General features: G+C 61.1%; 12 protein-coding genes. 1 reads left to right on the forward strand and 11 read right to left on the reverse strand.

The window, feature by feature from the left end; genetic code table 11:
* Positions 1-2: 2 nt before the first annotated feature.
* The 10 genes from AABM54_RS10790 to AABM54_RS10835 are packed head-to-tail and all read right to left on the reverse strand — an operon-like array spanning position 3 to position 11,034.
* Positions 3-1,139, reverse strand: coding sequence for a glycosyltransferase family 2 protein (locus AABM54_RS10790; RefSeq protein ID WP_347905388.1), 1,137 nt, complete (start codon positions 1,137-1,139; stop codon positions 3-5).
* Entirely contained in the window at positions 1,132-2,100 is a 969-nt protein-coding gene (locus AABM54_RS10795) for a glycosyltransferase (RefSeq protein ID WP_347905389.1), read from the reverse strand. The genes AABM54_RS10790 and AABM54_RS10795 overlap by 8 nt, the downstream gene beginning before the upstream one ends.
* Complete coding sequence (locus AABM54_RS10800; RefSeq protein ID WP_347905390.1) at positions 2,097-3,467, reverse strand: O-antigen ligase family protein; 1,371 nt, start codon at positions 3,465-3,467, stop codon at positions 2,097-2,099. The genes AABM54_RS10795 and AABM54_RS10800 overlap by 4 nt, the downstream gene beginning before the upstream one ends.
* Positions 3,464-4,564 (reverse strand): glycosyltransferase family 4 protein, encoded by a 1,101-nt coding sequence (locus tag AABM54_RS10805; protein ID WP_347905392.1) that lies wholly within the window; start codon positions 4,562-4,564, stop codon positions 3,464-3,466. The genes AABM54_RS10800 and AABM54_RS10805 overlap by 4 nt, the downstream gene beginning before the upstream one ends.
* On the reverse strand, positions 4,549-6,141 hold the full coding sequence (locus tag AABM54_RS10810) for a Wzz/FepE/Etk N-terminal domain-containing protein (protein ID WP_347905393.1): 1,593 nt from the start codon (positions 6,139-6,141) through the stop codon (positions 4,549-4,551). Before AABM54_RS10810 ends, AABM54_RS10805 begins: the two co-directional genes overlap by 16 nt.
* 20 nt (positions 6,142-6,161) lie before the next feature.
* Entirely contained in the window at positions 6,162-7,187 is a 1,026-nt protein-coding gene (locus AABM54_RS10815) for a polysaccharide biosynthesis/export family protein (RefSeq protein WP_347905395.1), read from the reverse strand.
* Between the two features lie 23 nt (positions 7,188-7,210).
* Positions 7,211-7,858, reverse strand: coding sequence for a CpsD/CapB family tyrosine-protein kinase (locus tag AABM54_RS10820; RefSeq protein WP_347905396.1), 648 nt, complete (start codon positions 7,856-7,858; stop codon positions 7,211-7,213).
* 1 nt (position 7,859) lies between these two features.
* Positions 7,860-8,606: a sugar transferase gene (locus AABM54_RS10825; RefSeq protein WP_347905397.1), complete on the reverse strand. Its 747-nt coding sequence runs from the start codon at positions 8,604-8,606 to the stop codon at positions 7,860-7,862.
* Positions 8,603-9,685 (reverse strand): NAD-dependent epimerase, encoded by a 1,083-nt coding sequence (locus AABM54_RS10830; RefSeq protein WP_347905398.1) that lies wholly within the window; start codon positions 9,683-9,685, stop codon positions 8,603-8,605. The genes AABM54_RS10825 and AABM54_RS10830 overlap by 4 nt, the downstream gene beginning before the upstream one ends.
* Complete coding sequence (locus tag AABM54_RS10835) at positions 9,682-11,034, reverse strand: UDP-glucose/GDP-mannose dehydrogenase family protein (RefSeq protein WP_347905399.1); 1,353 nt, start codon at positions 11,032-11,034, stop codon at positions 9,682-9,684. Before AABM54_RS10835 ends, AABM54_RS10830 begins: the two co-directional genes overlap by 4 nt.
* Before the next feature lie 391 nt (positions 11,035-11,425).
* Here AABM54_RS10835 and AABM54_RS10840 point away from each other — a divergent pair, with 391 nt between their 5' ends.
* The gene (locus AABM54_RS10840; RefSeq protein WP_347906167.1) at positions 11,426-13,129 is read left to right on the forward strand and encodes a sulfatase-like hydrolase/transferase; all 1,704 of its coding nucleotides are present in this window, start codon (positions 11,426-11,428) and stop codon (positions 13,127-13,129) included.
* A gap of 9 nt (positions 13,130-13,138) precedes the next feature.
* Here AABM54_RS10840 and AABM54_RS10845 read toward each other — a convergent pair whose 3' ends face one another.
* Positions 13,139-15,037 (reverse strand): hypothetical protein, encoded by a 1,899-nt coding sequence (locus AABM54_RS10845; protein ID WP_347905400.1) that lies wholly within the window; start codon positions 15,035-15,037, stop codon positions 13,139-13,141.
* Between the last annotated feature and the right edge of the window lie 41 nt (positions 15,038-15,078).

The following is a 15,078-nucleotide window of genomic DNA, read 5'->3' on the forward strand; positions in this document are numbered from 1 at the left end:
ACTCATCGAGTCTGGTCGGGGTTCCATTGGTTGTAGCTGTGCCCGCGCAGGAACTGCCACAGGCCGACGCTGATGCCGGCCAGAGTCACCAGCACGAACGCGGCGAGGCGGAACGGCTTGGGCAAGCGGTGACGCACGTCCAGCAGGCCGGCCACGGCGAAGGCGTAGCCGAGCAACTGGGCGACCAAGATCAGGCGGTAGAAGCCATGCTCATCGAGCAGCCAGAGGTTGGCCACCAGCAAGGGCAGCAACAGTATCGGCGCCAGCCGGCGGATCAGCTTGTGGCTGATCAATGCAATGGCATACAGGCCATGGCGCAGCGGGTTGAGCAGCTCACGCCGGGCCGCCAGGCTGATCAGGCCGCCGACGGTGACGCGCTGGCGGCGGCTGAACTGTCGGTCGGCCTCGTCCACGCCTTGATCGAGCACCTTGGCGTCGTCGACATAGACGACGCGCTTGCCCGCGACCGGGGCGCAGGTGTTGATAAAGAAGTCGTCGTTGACCAGGGCTGGAATCGGTTGGTACAGCTCGCGGCGCAGCGCCTGCAAGGCACCGTCGGCCGAGACCGTGCAGCCGGTGCGGCTTTCCACCCGGCGCAGCCAGGCTTCGTAGTGGCGGTACAGGCTTTCGCCCAGGCTCAGGCCCGAGCCTGGGACGGGGATGTTCATGTTGCCGACGGTACCACCGACCTCAGGGTCGGCAAACGGCGCCAGCAGCCGCTGCAAGGTGCCGTCGATCCAGTGAACATCGGCATCGGTAAACACCAGGATATCGCCTATGCAGTGGTTGACTGCGGCGTTGAGCACGCTGTTCTTGCCTTGGCGCGGCAGATCGAGCACCTCGATGCGCGGGTCGTCGAAGCTACGCGCCAGGGCCACGGTCTGATCGGTGGAGCCGTCGCTGGCGACGATGATCTGCAAGCTGGCGGCGTGATAGTCCTGGGCCAGCAGATTGCGCAGTTTGTTCTCGATGTTGCGTTGCTCGTTGTGCGCGGCAACCACCACGCTGACCCGTTGCGCAGGCAAGGGGGCTGGTCGGTGTCGAGGAAAAAATGGCCAAGCGATCGTCAGCAGCAGCGGGTAACCCAGGTAGGCGTACACCGGCAGCAACAGGCACAACCAGAAAATAAACTTAGCCACGGGCAGGCCTCCTGGCATTCCAATGACCCAGGCTGAGAATGAAGGCCGCCCCGGCCAGGTGCAGGCGCACCCAGTGCAGCCCCCAGAGTTGCAACGTCAGCTTGAGGTCGTGATGTTTGAGGCTTTGGCGCACGCTCAGGGCCAGCGCCGGCAGGCTGGTGACGACCAGCATCACCAGCGCAACATGCGGCATACCGTCAAGTAACGCGGATATCGCCATGAAATCCAGCACCCAGGCGCCGATCGACAGCATCGGGAAACGCAGCAGGCGCAGGCTCACACCGTGGGTGCGCAGCAGTTGCAAATGGCTGCCCTGGCGCCACAGTTCCTTGCCCAGCCACTCGCGCCAACTGCCTTCGTAGCCCCAATGCAACGCGACACTTTCATTGACCGTCAGCAAGGTCGCCCCGGCCTCGCCCAGGCGCATGGTCAGGTCCTTGTCTTCACTGGTACGCAGGTTTTCGTCGAAGCCGCCAGCCTGAACAAAACGTTCACGGCGCATCAGCAGGTTGGCGGTGGTCAGCCATTGCACCCGATGTGATGCATGACTGGTCGGGCGCAAGGTGCGGCGCTGCCAGGCGTGAGCAAACCACGGCGCCTCGGCGGGGGTGTGCAGGTCCAGGGCGGCGACATCGGCCTCGCCGCGGGCTTCCAGGTCGATCAGCAGCGTCAGCCAGTCTTGCGGCATCTCGATATCGGCATCCAGAAAGGCCAGCCACTCGCCGGTCGCGATGGCCGCGCCGCGATTGCGCAGCGCACCGATTTGCAGGCCCGGCAGGCTCAGGACTTGCGCACCGAAGCGGCGTGCGATCTGCGGGCCTTCATCCTGGGAGCCGTTGTCGACCACGATCAGTTCACATTCAAGCCCTGCGAACCGCGCGGCCATCTGAGCGGCCTGCAGCGTCCGGCCAATATGCCGGTGCTCGTTGTACATCGGGATCACGATACTGACGCGGCTCATGGCCTGGCCTCCAACAACGGACTTTGCTCGGCTTTCTGGCGCAATACCCAGGACAGGGCGAGCATGATCCACAGGTACTTCTGGGCCGGGGCGCTGAGGAACATCAAAAACAGGGTCAGCGACAGCAGTCCTATGCCCAGGTGCGTGAGCATGTCGGCCTGCTCCCAGTCATGGCGCTGCAACCAGGCGGCGCGGGCGCGCAAGATGTTCATCAGCGCCATCGCGAGCATGCCAACAAACAGCAGCCCCGCAGGAATGCCCAGCTCGGTGAAGATTTCCAGGTAGGTGTTGTGTGCGCGGCGGTACAGGTCGCCGATCTTGCGGTTGGCCGAGAACGCCTTGGCGTAACCGGTGGTGGCGTAATGCAGTGGGAAGGTGCCAGGGCCCGAGCCGAGCAACGGGTTCTCGCGGATCATCTGACCGCCGACCACGATGTAGGAGGCGCGGCGTCCCAGGGATTCATCGTTGTGGCCACTGGCACCGGCACTGAGCACACTCAAGGACTGGATGCGCGCGATGTAACCGGCGGGCATCGCGTAAATCGCCAGGGGAATGATGATAGCCGCCCCGAGCATGGCAAACCCCAGGTGTCGTGGACGAATGCGTGGCAGTTGTGCGCGGTAGTGGTAAACGCCGATAACCAGGCTGATAAACAGCACCACCAGCCCGGAACGGGATTCGGTTTTGGTCATGCCGCCCAGCAACAGCAGGCAGCAGCCCCCCCAGAACAACCGATGCAGCAGGTTCGGGCTTTTGAGTACCAGCAGCAGCGCCAGCGGGACGGCGAAGGCGATCAGCATGGCGAAAGCGTTCGGGTCTTCGAGCAGGCCAGAGGCGCGACCCTGGTCCTGGTACTTGCTGGAGAACATCGCAAGGATGCAGGTCAGGGTTACGCTCAGGGTCGCCAACCGACAGAACATCATCAGGTTCAGCTCGCGGCCGATCAGCAAGGTGATCACGAACAGCACCAGACCGACGCTGAGCTCGCGCAAATGGCCCATGGACATGCCCAGGTCATCGGTCATCAGCATGCTCAGGAAGTACAGGACCATGAACCACGTCAGAAATCGCCACAGGTTGCTGTGCAGGCGATCAACCGGCAATTTGTGCACGGCCAGTTGCAGGGCCAGGATCAACGCCAGCGCGGCGCCGAAGAGTTTCGAACCCGACAGGGTGCTGTCCTTGAACAGGCCTTCCAGCGGCACAAGGGCGACGATGCCCAGCAGGCCCCAGGCCGGGCGGCGGAACAACACCGCCAACCCGACCAGCCCGACCACCACTCCAGGGGCAAGGTAAGGCCACGGGCTGGCCAGCAGGATCAGGCACACCAGCCCCAGCAGACCGACCACCGACAGAGGGAAAATCACGCGCGTGCCTCCTGTGCCGTGCGGACATACAACTGCGACCAGCGTTCAGCCAGGGCCGACAGGTCGTAGCGATCGAGCTGGGTGCGGCGGGCGTTGTCGGTCAAGGTGCGCACCAGTTGTGGCTGGTCCAGCAATGTTTCGATTTGCCGCGCAAGCGCGGTGCTGTCGGTGGGTTCGGCGAGCAGGCCGTTGTGGTGGTCTTGCAGCACATCGGGAATTCCACCGACGCCAAACGCCACCACCGGCACGCCAGCCTGCATCGCCTCCAGCAGAATCATCGGCGTGCCCTCGGTGCGTGAGCTGATGACCAGCGCATCAAGCCGGGTCCACCAGGGGCGCATGTCGGTCTGGTAGCCCGGCAGGGTGATGCGCTCCTGCAATCCGGCGGCTTTGACTCGCGCCATTAAAGCGCCGCGTTCAGGGCCGTCCCCGAGCATGACGGCCTGTAGTCGCGGGTGTTGATGACACAGTGGAATCAGGGCATCGAGAAACAGGTCGGGACCTTTCTCGCTGCTTAATCGTCCGACATAACCGGCCAGCCAGTGCTGACGATCAGTGACGTGGGTAAACGACGTACTGGCAGTCGGCAGGCCGTTGGGGATCACTTGCAGTTTTTCCGAGCGCACGCTGGCGTGCCGACACAGCGCGGCAATGCTTTCGGCAACGCAGACCACCCGGTCCACGGATGCCGTGCGGCACAGTTGCAGGCTCAGCCAGGTGTAGAACTTTTGCTTGCGACTGCGTGGGGTAAACCCGTGTTGGGTAATCACCAGCGGCAGGCGCAACAAGGTGGCGCCGACCCAGCCAAACAACAGGCCCTTGAAGTTGTGGGTGTTGATCAGTGGACGCTCGTTACGCCGCTGATGCAAATACTGCAACAACTCGTTCAGGCTCGCGCAGCCACGGCAATCAACCCCGGCGTCACGGAACCGTGCGATCAACGCTGGCGAGGCATCAAGGAACAGCACCTGATGCTGCCCCGGCGTCGCCAGGCAATGGTCCAGCAACATCCGCTCGGCACCGTAGAAACCGCCGCTGCTGAGCAGATGAATGATCGGCAGCGCAGAGGCGGGTTGCCCGTTCAATTGCGCACCCAATACAGGAAGCTTGGCACTGACCAGTTCGGGTGCGGGTTAAGTTTGTCGGTGTTCTGGTCGTTGATCACCAGCAGTACTGGCAGGCCCAGTTCATGGCTGATTTGCGCCGGGTGTTTGAAGCGATGGTCGAAGAACTCACGCACGTAGACCAGGGCAATCGCCAGCAACAGGCCAGTGAACAAGCCGAACGGAATGACCAGCAGCGGTTTGGGGAACGCGGGTTCGGTCGGCTCATACGGTGGGCTGAGGATCCGTGCGTTAGACAGGTCGTTGTCGAGCAGGCGTGCGGTGCTGCTTTCGGCAAAACGCTGGGCGTAGGTGGAGAAGGCCGCGTGCAGGGCGTTGATCTCGGTGTCCATCTGCCGCAGTTTGCTTTGGGTTTCCTGCAACTGGTGGATGCGGTTCTTGTAATCGGCGATGCGCGCGGTTTTCTGATCGATCACCGAGCTGATGATCGCCAGGTCGTTGGTACGCTCCTGGATCCGGTTGCTGACGATTTTCAGGAACTGCTGGCGGGTTCGGGAGATTTGTTCCCGCGTCAGCAACATCGGTTCGCTGCCTGGCTGGAACACGGCCAGATCATTCATGTAGCGGCTGACCTGGGTGGTCAGTTGTTCGCCCAGTTGCTTGATTTCCCGGTCCTCATAGGCAACGTCGCCCACCGTATTGGTGAAGGTGAAGGGGAAGGTGTAGTCGTTGAGTTTTGAAGTGCTGGCATTGGCCAGGTTGGTCTTGAGGTACTCAAGCCAGCGCTGGCCTTGCAGAAAGCGATCGCGGAACAGGTTGAGAGCCTGCTCTTCGGTGTTGATGGCATTCAGGCGGAAGGTGATTTCTTCCTTGGGATCGGACGAGCCGATACTCTCCAGCAGCGCCAGGCGCGTGCCCTCAAGGCCATCAAGGCGCACCTGATACTGGGACTTTTTCTGTTCGTAGAACGTCAGCGGCAGGTCGATCGACTGCAACTCCTGACGGTTCTGCAGGTAGTTCTGCAACAGTTGCGCGACGAATCGCGTGCCCTGCACCGGATCGCCAAAGGCATAGACAATCGAAATCACGTTGGAACCGGGCAGGGTTTCGATCTTGAGGTTGTCGATGGCCAGTTGCGTGAACTCGTCCAGGGCGGTGTCACGTACCGGGTCGACCTCCAGGCCCACCAGTTTGCGCACGGGGTTGATCACGTATTCGCGTAGCGGGTTGGTGACGACCTTGCGTAACGGGTCAGTCACCAGCCTGGCAAGCAGCCCCGGTGTCGGCGTGTACTCGCCTTTTTCGCGTAACTGGCTGATGGTCTGGCGAATCAGCGCTGGCGAACGCAGGATATTGGCTTCGGTTTCCATGTCCGCCAGGGAGGGCGGAATGAATGTCGCGTTGTCCTGGGTCAGCGATGTCGTGGCATCGCCCTGAGAGAGCTTTTTCGACTGCACGATCACTTGGGCAGTGATGTCGAAGCTCTGCTTGAGCACCAGTGGCAACAAGAGTGTGATCACTGCAAAGATCAGGAAGACTCGCTTCACCAACTGCTTGTTGGCGAAGAAGATCCTGAAGAATTCATGCAGGTAGTTTTCCTTTGGATTCATGGTCGGGCACCTGCATAAGGTTAGTTATTGTTGCCGCTTTTGTTGTCGACTTGATAGGTGAAGCTGTAGCCGAAGCCTTGGAACAGCACGACATCCGCCAGTTGCCTGGCCAGTTCCCCGGCGCTGGCGAGTCTGGTCTTGGGGACAAACAGCATGTCTTCGGGTTGCAGGTAGGCGATCTGGCTGGCATCGCCGGACAAGGCGGCGTCGACGTCATAGTGACGAGCCTCCACCTGGTTACCGTTACGGCGCATGATCACCACCGAGTCGAGTCGGGCCTTGTTGTTGGCGCCACGGGCCAGCGTCAGGGCTTCGAGCACCGAGATCGGCCGGCGAACCGGGTAGGCGCCGGGCTGGGCAACTTCGCCCAGCACATAGACCTCGTTGCCTTGCGTGGACTTGAGCAGCACGTCAACGGTCATTCGTCCCGGCAGTTGCTCGTAACGCTTGTTGAGGAAGGTTTCCAGTTGGCTGACGGTCATGCCTTGCAGCGGAACCGCCCCCACTTCCGGGAAGCTCGCATAACCGTCGTTGCCCACGGTGATCTCCCGGCTCATGCCGGTGGCCGGGTGATTCAATGTGCTTTTGAGGTTCTGCTCGTTGGTCAGCGGGCTGATGATCTGCACGGTCAACTGGTTGCGATTGGGCTGGAACAGCATTTTGCGCTGATAGGCACGCTGGATTTCATCGCGCGCCTCCTCGCTGGTCAAACCGGCAATTTTCACTGAGGTGTTGGCGCCGGGCAGTTGGATGGTGCCGTCCGGCAGCACCAGTTGGTTGCCGTTGAGCTGGCTGGCGGCCGTGAAGTTCAGTCCGATCTGGTCGCCAGGCTGAACGCGGTAAGCCGCCGAGCCGCTGGTGCTGATATGGAAAATCACATCCAGTTTGTCGCCGGGGCGCAGGGTCTGTTCGACCCTGGGCATGTCAGTGGCCTGGGCATTGGCGGGGGGGGCCGTGAGGATCTGCACCGGCATGGTTTGGGTTTCGTTGTAGTTGGAGCAACCTGCGAGAGGTAGCAACAGCAGGGCAAACCATTTCGCGTTCATGTCGTCATCCTTTGGCTGCTGTTTTACAGGTTGTTATAGAGCCATTTTGGCATGTAGTACTTGCGTCGGTTGAAGATGCAACCCACCGGTTTTGCCCCTGCCTGTGTCAACCGTTGGGTAGCGGCTTGCGCCACTTCCCAGCGGGTTTCTTCGGCGCGCACCACCAGCACCACGCCGTCCACCAGGGTACTGATGACCAGGGTGTCGGCCGCCGAATACACAGCGTCGCCGTCGATCACGACAAACCGGTATTGCGTCCCCAGTTGCTTGAGCAGCGGGCGTAATGTTTCAGGGTTCAGCCGCTCGACGTTGTGGGTATGACGCCCGTTGGGCAGCACATGGAAGGGCAGGCTGGAAACCTGCACGATGCAGTCCTGCAGCAAGGGCGGGCTTTCGGTGTTGAACAGCAGGTCGCAAAACCCGCGTTCCTTTTGCAGGCCCAGTTGCTGGCTCAGGTTGTTGGTCGAATAGCTCGCATCGACCAACAACACCGGGCCGCTGCTCATTTCGGACAGTTGCCGGGCCAGGGCCAGGGCACTGGTGCTGGTGCCGGAGTCCGTGTTGGCGGCGGTCAGCAGCAAGGTTCGTAGGTCCGAGTCGAGCACGGTCGAGGTCAGGTTGGTCTCGCTCGGGTTTGCGATGGTCAAGCTTTTGGTGGTTGAACCGTCCATCTCAACTTGCTCCGTGGCCGCTGAAAACTTTGAAGGGGGTCTTGAGCAGGATTTTCAGGTCCAGCAGAAGGCTCTGTTCCGCGATGTAGCTCAGGTCGAGCTCCACGCGCTGGTCGAAGTCGATGTTGCTGCGTCCGGAGATCTGCCACAGGCCGGTCATGCCGGGGTAGATGCTCAGGCGGGCCAGGTGGTTGTCCTTGTACCGGTAGGCGTTGAACGAAGTTGGGCGTGGGCCGACCAGGCGCATGTCGCCGCAGACCACGTTGATCAGGTTCGGCAGCTCATCGAGGCTGCTGCGGCGCAGGAAACCGCCGATGCCGGTGATTCGAGGGTCCTTGTCGATCTTGAAATCAATGGCGTCGGCCCCGTGTTTGTTCAGGTGACGCAGCGACTCCTTGAGCTCCTCGGCGTTGGCCACCATGGTGCGGAACTTGTACATGCCAAAGGCGCGGCCGCGATAACCGGTGCGTTTTTGTACAAACATCACCGGGCCCGGGCTGCTGAACTTGACGGCCAGGCCAAGTCCCAGCAACACCGGCGATAACAGCACCAGCAACACCAGGGCACCGAAACAGGCAACCACCCGGTTGGTTCGCGACAGCGTCCAGGGACGGCCGCCGTCGCGTCCGGTGATCCAGCCACGTCCTTGCATGTGGATCGCGGTGTCCAGGCGCATGCGATGTTCGGGGTCCAGGCGTTTGTCGCGGCGCAGGTGTTGCAGCGGCACACCTTTTTCATGACCAGTCATAGACTTCTCCGCTGTTTTACTGGCTCTGTGTGCGCTAACGACTCACTGGCGAGCGCCGTCTGGGCGATGGACAGCGGGTAGTAGTCACGGAACCAGGCAATGAAGCGGCCGAGCCCTTCGTCGAGTTCGACCTGGGGATGGAAGCCGGTGTCGTGTTCAAGCTCATGGACATCGGCGTAGGTATTGAGAACATCCCCCGGCTGCAAGGGCAGCAACTCCACCCGGGCTTTTCGCCCCAGGTGTTTTTCCAGTAATGCCACGTAGTCCTTGAGTTCCACCGGGCGTTCGCCGCCGATGTTGTAGATCCTCCATGGCGCCATGCTGGTCGAGGGGTCCGGGTGTTCTCGGTCCCACGCCGGTGCGACTTTGGGTGGTCGTTCGAGCAGGCGTGCAAGGCTTTCGATGATGTCGTCGATGTAGGTGAAATCACGCTGGTGTTCGCCGTAGTTGAACAGCTTCAGCGGATGCCCCTCGCTGATTGCCCGGGCGAACTGGATCGGGGACATGTCCGGGCGTCCCCAAGGGCCGTACACCGTGAAAAATCGCAGGCCGGTGCAGGGCAGGCCATACAAGTGGCTGTAGCTGTGGGCCATCAACTCGTTGGCTTTTTTGGTGGCCGCGTACAGGGACAGCGGATGGTTCACGCCGTCATGGGCCGAGTAAGGCGTGTGCTGGTTGGCACCGTAGACCGAACTGGACGAGGCATAGATCAGGTGGCGCACCGGATGGTGGCGGCAGCTTTCGAGAATATTCAGGAAACCCGTGAGGTTGCTGTCCAGGTACGCCCTGGGGTTTTCCAGCGAGTAGCGCACGCCGGCCTGTGCGGCGAGGTGGATGACCACTTCGGGTTGCTCGCGCACAAACAGCTCATGGATTGCCACGCTGTCGGCCAGGTCGACCCGTGCCAGCGCAAAATCCCCCGCTTGATCCTGTACCCAGCGCACCCGGTCGTGCTTGAGCTGGGGGTCGTAGTAATCGTTGAAGTTGTCGAGCCCACACACATGATGGCCGTCGCGCAGCAGCCGCAACACACAATGAGCGCCAATGAAGCCGGCCGCGCCGGTGACCAGTATTTTCATTGTGTCGAGACCTCGGGAGCAATCCTGCGCAGGCCGATGCCGCTGTAGTGCAGGCCGGCCGCGGCCACGTGCTCAGGGTTGTAGAGGTTGCGGCCGTCGACGATCACCCGTGAGCGCAATTTGTCGGCCAGTACCTCGAAATCGACCACCCGGAAGTTTTTCCATTCGGTGCAGATCACCAGGGCGTCGGCGTCTTCCAGGGTGTCGTCACGCGTCGCGCACAGGTGCAGGTCATCCCGGTAACCGTAGAGGCGCCGGCATTCGGACATGGCTTCAGGGTCGAACGCATGCACGGTTGCGCCTTCCTGCCACAGCGCTTCCATCAGGTAGCGGCTCGGGGCTTCGCGCATGTCGTCGGTGTTGGGCTTGAAGGCCAGCCCCCAGACGGCGATTTTCTTGTCGGCAAAACCGTTCGGGAAATACGCCCGCAGTTTGCTGAAGAGGATGTGCCGCTGGCTGTCGTTGACGTCGGTGACACTGCGCAGCAGGCGCAGCGGCATGCCGTTGTGTTCGGCGGTGTGCAGCAGGGCGCGCAGGTCCTTGGGGAAACACGAGCCGCCGAAGCCACAGCCGGGGTAGATGAAGTGATAACCGATGCGCGGGTCCGAGCCGATCCCTTTGCGCACCGCCTCGATGTCGGCACCCAGCAACTCAGTGAGGTTGGCCAGTTCGTTCATGAAACTGATGCGGGTCGCCAGCATGGCGTTGGCTGCGTACTTGGTCAGCTCGGCGCTGCGGTTGTCCATGAACATCAGCTTTTCATGGTTACGGCAGAACGGCGCGTAGAGTTCGCTCAACTGATTGCGCGCTTCTTCGTCAGTGGTGCCGACGATGATCCGGTCCGGGCGCATGCAATCGGCCAGTGCACTGCCTTCCTTGAGGAACTCCGGGTTGGAGACCACGCGTACGTTGAGCTGCTCCAGGCCACGCCGATCCAGTTCATGGCGGGCAGCAGCAGTGACCTGATCGGCAGTACCGACCGGAACCGTGGATTTGATGATCAGTGTCCGGTCGGCGTTCATGCAACTGGCGATTTGCCGGGTGACCGCCAGGACGTGGCTGAGGTCGGCCGACCCGTCCTCGTCAGCGGGGGTGCCGACGGCGATGAAAATCAGTTCGGCGTGAGCGACGGCATCACTGGCCTGGGTGGTGAACAGCAGGCGACCGTCCTTGATGTTCTCTTCCAGCGTGCCGGAAAGGCCCGGTTCACTGATCGGAGGGACCGCCTGTTGCAGTTGCCGGATTTTGTTGGGGTCGATGTCCACACACAATACCCGGTGCCCAACGTCCGCCAAGGCCGCCGCTTGTATCAAGCCAACGTAACCCGTACCAAATACGCTCACGTCCATATTGGCGTGCCTCGTAAACCGGTGGATGTAACTCAATTGAGACTGTCAAAATGGGTATAGCCCAGCCTCGGTAATCCGTGTCAGCAAACTGACATGTTCTTCATGTTGGGAAAGGGCCGGAATTCCGGCGCTTTGCCATCAAGCGCCGTCAGGCAGCGGCTTTGGTGCGCTTTTGAGAGGTTGGTGGGGTTTTGAAGAAAGCGATAAACGGTCGCATGCCTCGTATTACAAGGCCTCACGGGGGCTGGGTGTGTCAGTTTTGAGTCAACGGTTTTTTGACGCTTTTAACGGTTTTTTCATGTTTCTTGCGCTTTGATCGCGGGCTGCTAGTGTCAAAAAGTGGCCATTGATGGGCACGCCAACGGCTGATGATCGGGAGCGTCAGGGCGCCATGACCAAGTACCTCAAGGAACTGTTGCTGGTTCTGTACCTGCTGAAAAACCATGGTGACTACCTTGAACGCATCACCGCGATGGGCATCGGTGTGCCGTTGGTGTTGTACTGCGCGATGTTCGTAGCGTTGGTCGTGGCGTTATGGATGACGGCTTGCATCCGCCAGGCCCTGGTCCGCCACCTGTTTGCCCTGGCGATGTTCTGTTCGGCCGTGTTCTTTGACGTCTATGGCCGGGTCACCGCCGACTACCTGACGTACAGCAGTTTTGTGTCGCTGGTCTATTCTGGCGGTTTCATTCAAGAGGCCGCCTACCAATACCGGGCCGCCATTCTCAGCGCCATGGTCAGTGGCCTCTTGCTGCTGCTGGGGGTTGGCCTCAAGCCTCGCCGACGCCTGCCGTTGCCAGGGTTTGCGCTGGTCGCGGCGCCGTTGCTGGGCGTCATGCTGTTGAGCGCGGTGCTGTTCGTGCGGGCCGGGGAGGGCGCGCGCGGGCTGCCGATCATGTACACACCGCTGGCCTATCTGAATCTGTTTACCTACGAAGCCTTGCACAACACCGTGGGCGCCCGCGAGCCGGTCAGCCTGGCGCGGGCCGGGGTGGCGGTCGATCACGACATTGTGTTGATCATCGATGAAAGCGTGTCCGGCAATTACCTGGACCTGAACACCGAATTCGGCGTGCACAGCAACCTGAAAGAGCCACGTCCAGGCGTGGATATTTTCAACTATGGCTATGCGGCCTCGATTGCCAATTGCAGCGCCGACACTAACGTGACCCTGCGTTACGGCGGTACTCGAAACGATTACACACGCATCAACTCGACCCAGCCGTCGATCTGGCAGTACGCGAAAAAGGCTGGCCTGCGCACGGTGTACATCGATGCCCAGCGTACGGGCGGCAACCTGCAGAATCTGATGAGCGACCTTGAGCGCAAGGACATCGACGAGTTCGTCCAGTTCGACCAGACCAGCGTGCGAGACCGCGACATGGCGGCCGCACAGAAACTGATCGAGTTGCTCAATGACGGGCAGCCGGAGCTGATTCTGATCAATAAGGTCGGCGCGCATTTCCCGGTGCACGATAAATACCCCGACGACTTCATGGTTTACCGTCCGGTATTGCCGCGTGGGCAGTTCCTGGAGATCGCCGACACCGGCAAGCGTGACGGTTTCAACGGTCAGCCAGATGACTGGGTGCTGTACCGCAACGCCTACAAAAACACCCTGCTGTGGAACGTGGGAGAGTTCTTTTCAAGGGTGTTCGCCAAGGCCGACTTGAGCCACGCCACGTTGATCTACACCTCCGATCACGGCCAGGACCTGCACGAGCGCGGCAACCCCGGACTGAACACCCACTGTGGCGGTGACCCGGTGGAAGAGGAGGGGCTGGTGCCGTTGGTGGTGATCCAGGGCCGCGCATTGCAGCCCCTCGACTGGCAGGCAGCGCTGGCTGCGAACAAGGATCGCTCCAGCCACTACAACATCTTTCCGACCCTGCTCCAGTTGATGGGCTACGCCGTGACGGACATCGAACCGGTCTACGGCACGCCGCTGAGCCGGCCCACGCATGACGCGTTCACCTTCAACTACCGTTTTAATGCACGGTTGGGCGCCAAGCCGGCCTGGCGGCATATCGACCTCACGAGCATCGTGACGCCCACCGAGGCCGCGCCGCAAACCGGGTTGGCGGCTGGGCAGTGAACGCCGGGCTCAGCGGAACTGGTCGCACAGCAGGTCTTCACGCATGCGCCCCCACAGCGGTTCAAGGTGATGCCGGAGCCAGCGGTACTGAGCGTCCGTCAGGGAATCCGAGGTTTCGCAGCAGCAGATCAGCGAGCGTAGTGCCATTTCCAGCCAGGTGGCGGTGTTCAGCTTCGAGGGTTTGGCGAGCAACCGGTCGATGCCTTCCATCAGGGGCGATTGCCCCAGGCTCAAGTTGCTTTTCACATAGCTGTAGTGACACTCGGGGAGCGCCTGGGCCAGTTCTGCAATGCAGGTGAGCACCGCAACGACAAGCGCAGGCTCGATCGCCGCTTCGCGGTTGTCGACGTAAAAGTGCGACTGCATCTGGCGCAGGCAGGCGATGGTCTGCTCTCGCGTCAGGGTCTCTTCCAGTGCCCGGCATTGCAGCCGTGCGCTGGAGTAGAAGTGGTTTTCCAGTTGATACCGGGGCACCGATCCTGACAGCGTTTGCCGGACCTTGTTCAGCCACGACAGCCGCTGGAATTCCTGGCTTTCATACCAGCGCAGCACGCGGGGAATCAGCACATGGGCAAACCAGTGATGAGTGAACTCCGCGTCCCATTGTTTGCGCGGGCTCCAGTGAGGCGTACCGCCACCAATGCGCGCGGGTGACCAGCCCAGCGTCAGGTTTTCCTCATGCAGGCCGGCGGTCAAACCACCCTCCAGGTACACGTAAGTGATCAGGTGAAAGCCGGGGTCCAGTTCGGCTGTACGCGTGGGGACGAACACCTTCAGAACGCCATTGCCCGGGTTTTCGAAAATATGCTCTGGCGAATCACCCTGGCTGTAGTCGTGGGCGCGCACATAGTCAATGATCAGCCGCCACAGCGGTTTGGACAGGCTGTAGAGCCCATACACGCCGTCGGCGTCACGCTCCAGCCGTTTGAAACGCAGGATCTGCCAGTTTCTGTCGAGCGCTTCGACGGCGTTTCGATAGGGTTCCCAGGCATGCTGCAACACCCAGATCAGCTCTTCCAGCTCGCGGGCTTCAAGGATCAGGCGCGCTTGGCGGGCGTTGAGCACAAACGCCTGTGGCCGGGTGTGACTGGGGTGGGAGAAAGGCACCTTGTCGCCCTTGCGATAATGGCCGGCCCATTGCAGCCATGACACCAGCTCTTCGCCGTTCAGGCCCAGGATGATGCCGTTGAGATCGGACCGGCCAAACGTCAGGATGGCGCTCGGTTTAAGGTTGTTGGGGGTTGGGACACAGAGTTCGAAACGTACCGAGGTGTTCTCCAGGGTGACGAAGGTGTCGCCGACCTCATTGAAGTGCGCGCGATAAGTATGAGGCTGCGGCTCAGGCATGGATGGCAGGTGGCAGAAGCGTTCCATGATCGCCTGGGAGAAAAACGTGCGGACCAGGTCCGGCGCATGCCTGAGCAGCGTCTCGATGTGTTCCTTGTGCCAGATTTCACTGCGCACTTCACGGGCTTCCAGCACGCGCTGGGCTCTTCCCCAGGCTTCGACCAGTTGGGTGTCCAGCAGGTCGTTCGACAGGCACAGCAGGTACATTTCGGTGTCGTCGGCCAGCGCGCCTTCGCAGAATTCCCTGACCCAATTTTCGATATCGGCCGCGCCGATTTTTTTCCAGCGCTTGACCTGAGCCACGTGACGTTTGCTGGACAGGGGCAAACGCCAGGTCACGTCGATGCCTTCCTGAGCCTGGCCGGAGCGGCCGTATTCGAAGGTTTGGGTGATGTGCTCGTAGTGATGCTGAATCAGCTGCGCGCAAAGTTTCTGAAAGTTTTCCCAGCGCAACTGATGGAGCGGCAAATGCTCGATTTGCGGGTCCAGCACGTCACCGTCAAAGGGCGTGGGGGCGGTGAGAAGGTCGTCGCAGGAGGTGAAACCAGGGTCGGTTGACATGCGGTAGGTCCAGGCCGTTTCACCGATTTAACCGCAGGCCT

Origin of the sequence: Pseudomonas purpurea (assembly GCF_039908635.1) — a bacterium.
Classification (GTDB): domain Bacteria; phylum Pseudomonadota; class Gammaproteobacteria; order Pseudomonadales; family Pseudomonadaceae; genus Aquipseudomonas; species Aquipseudomonas purpurea.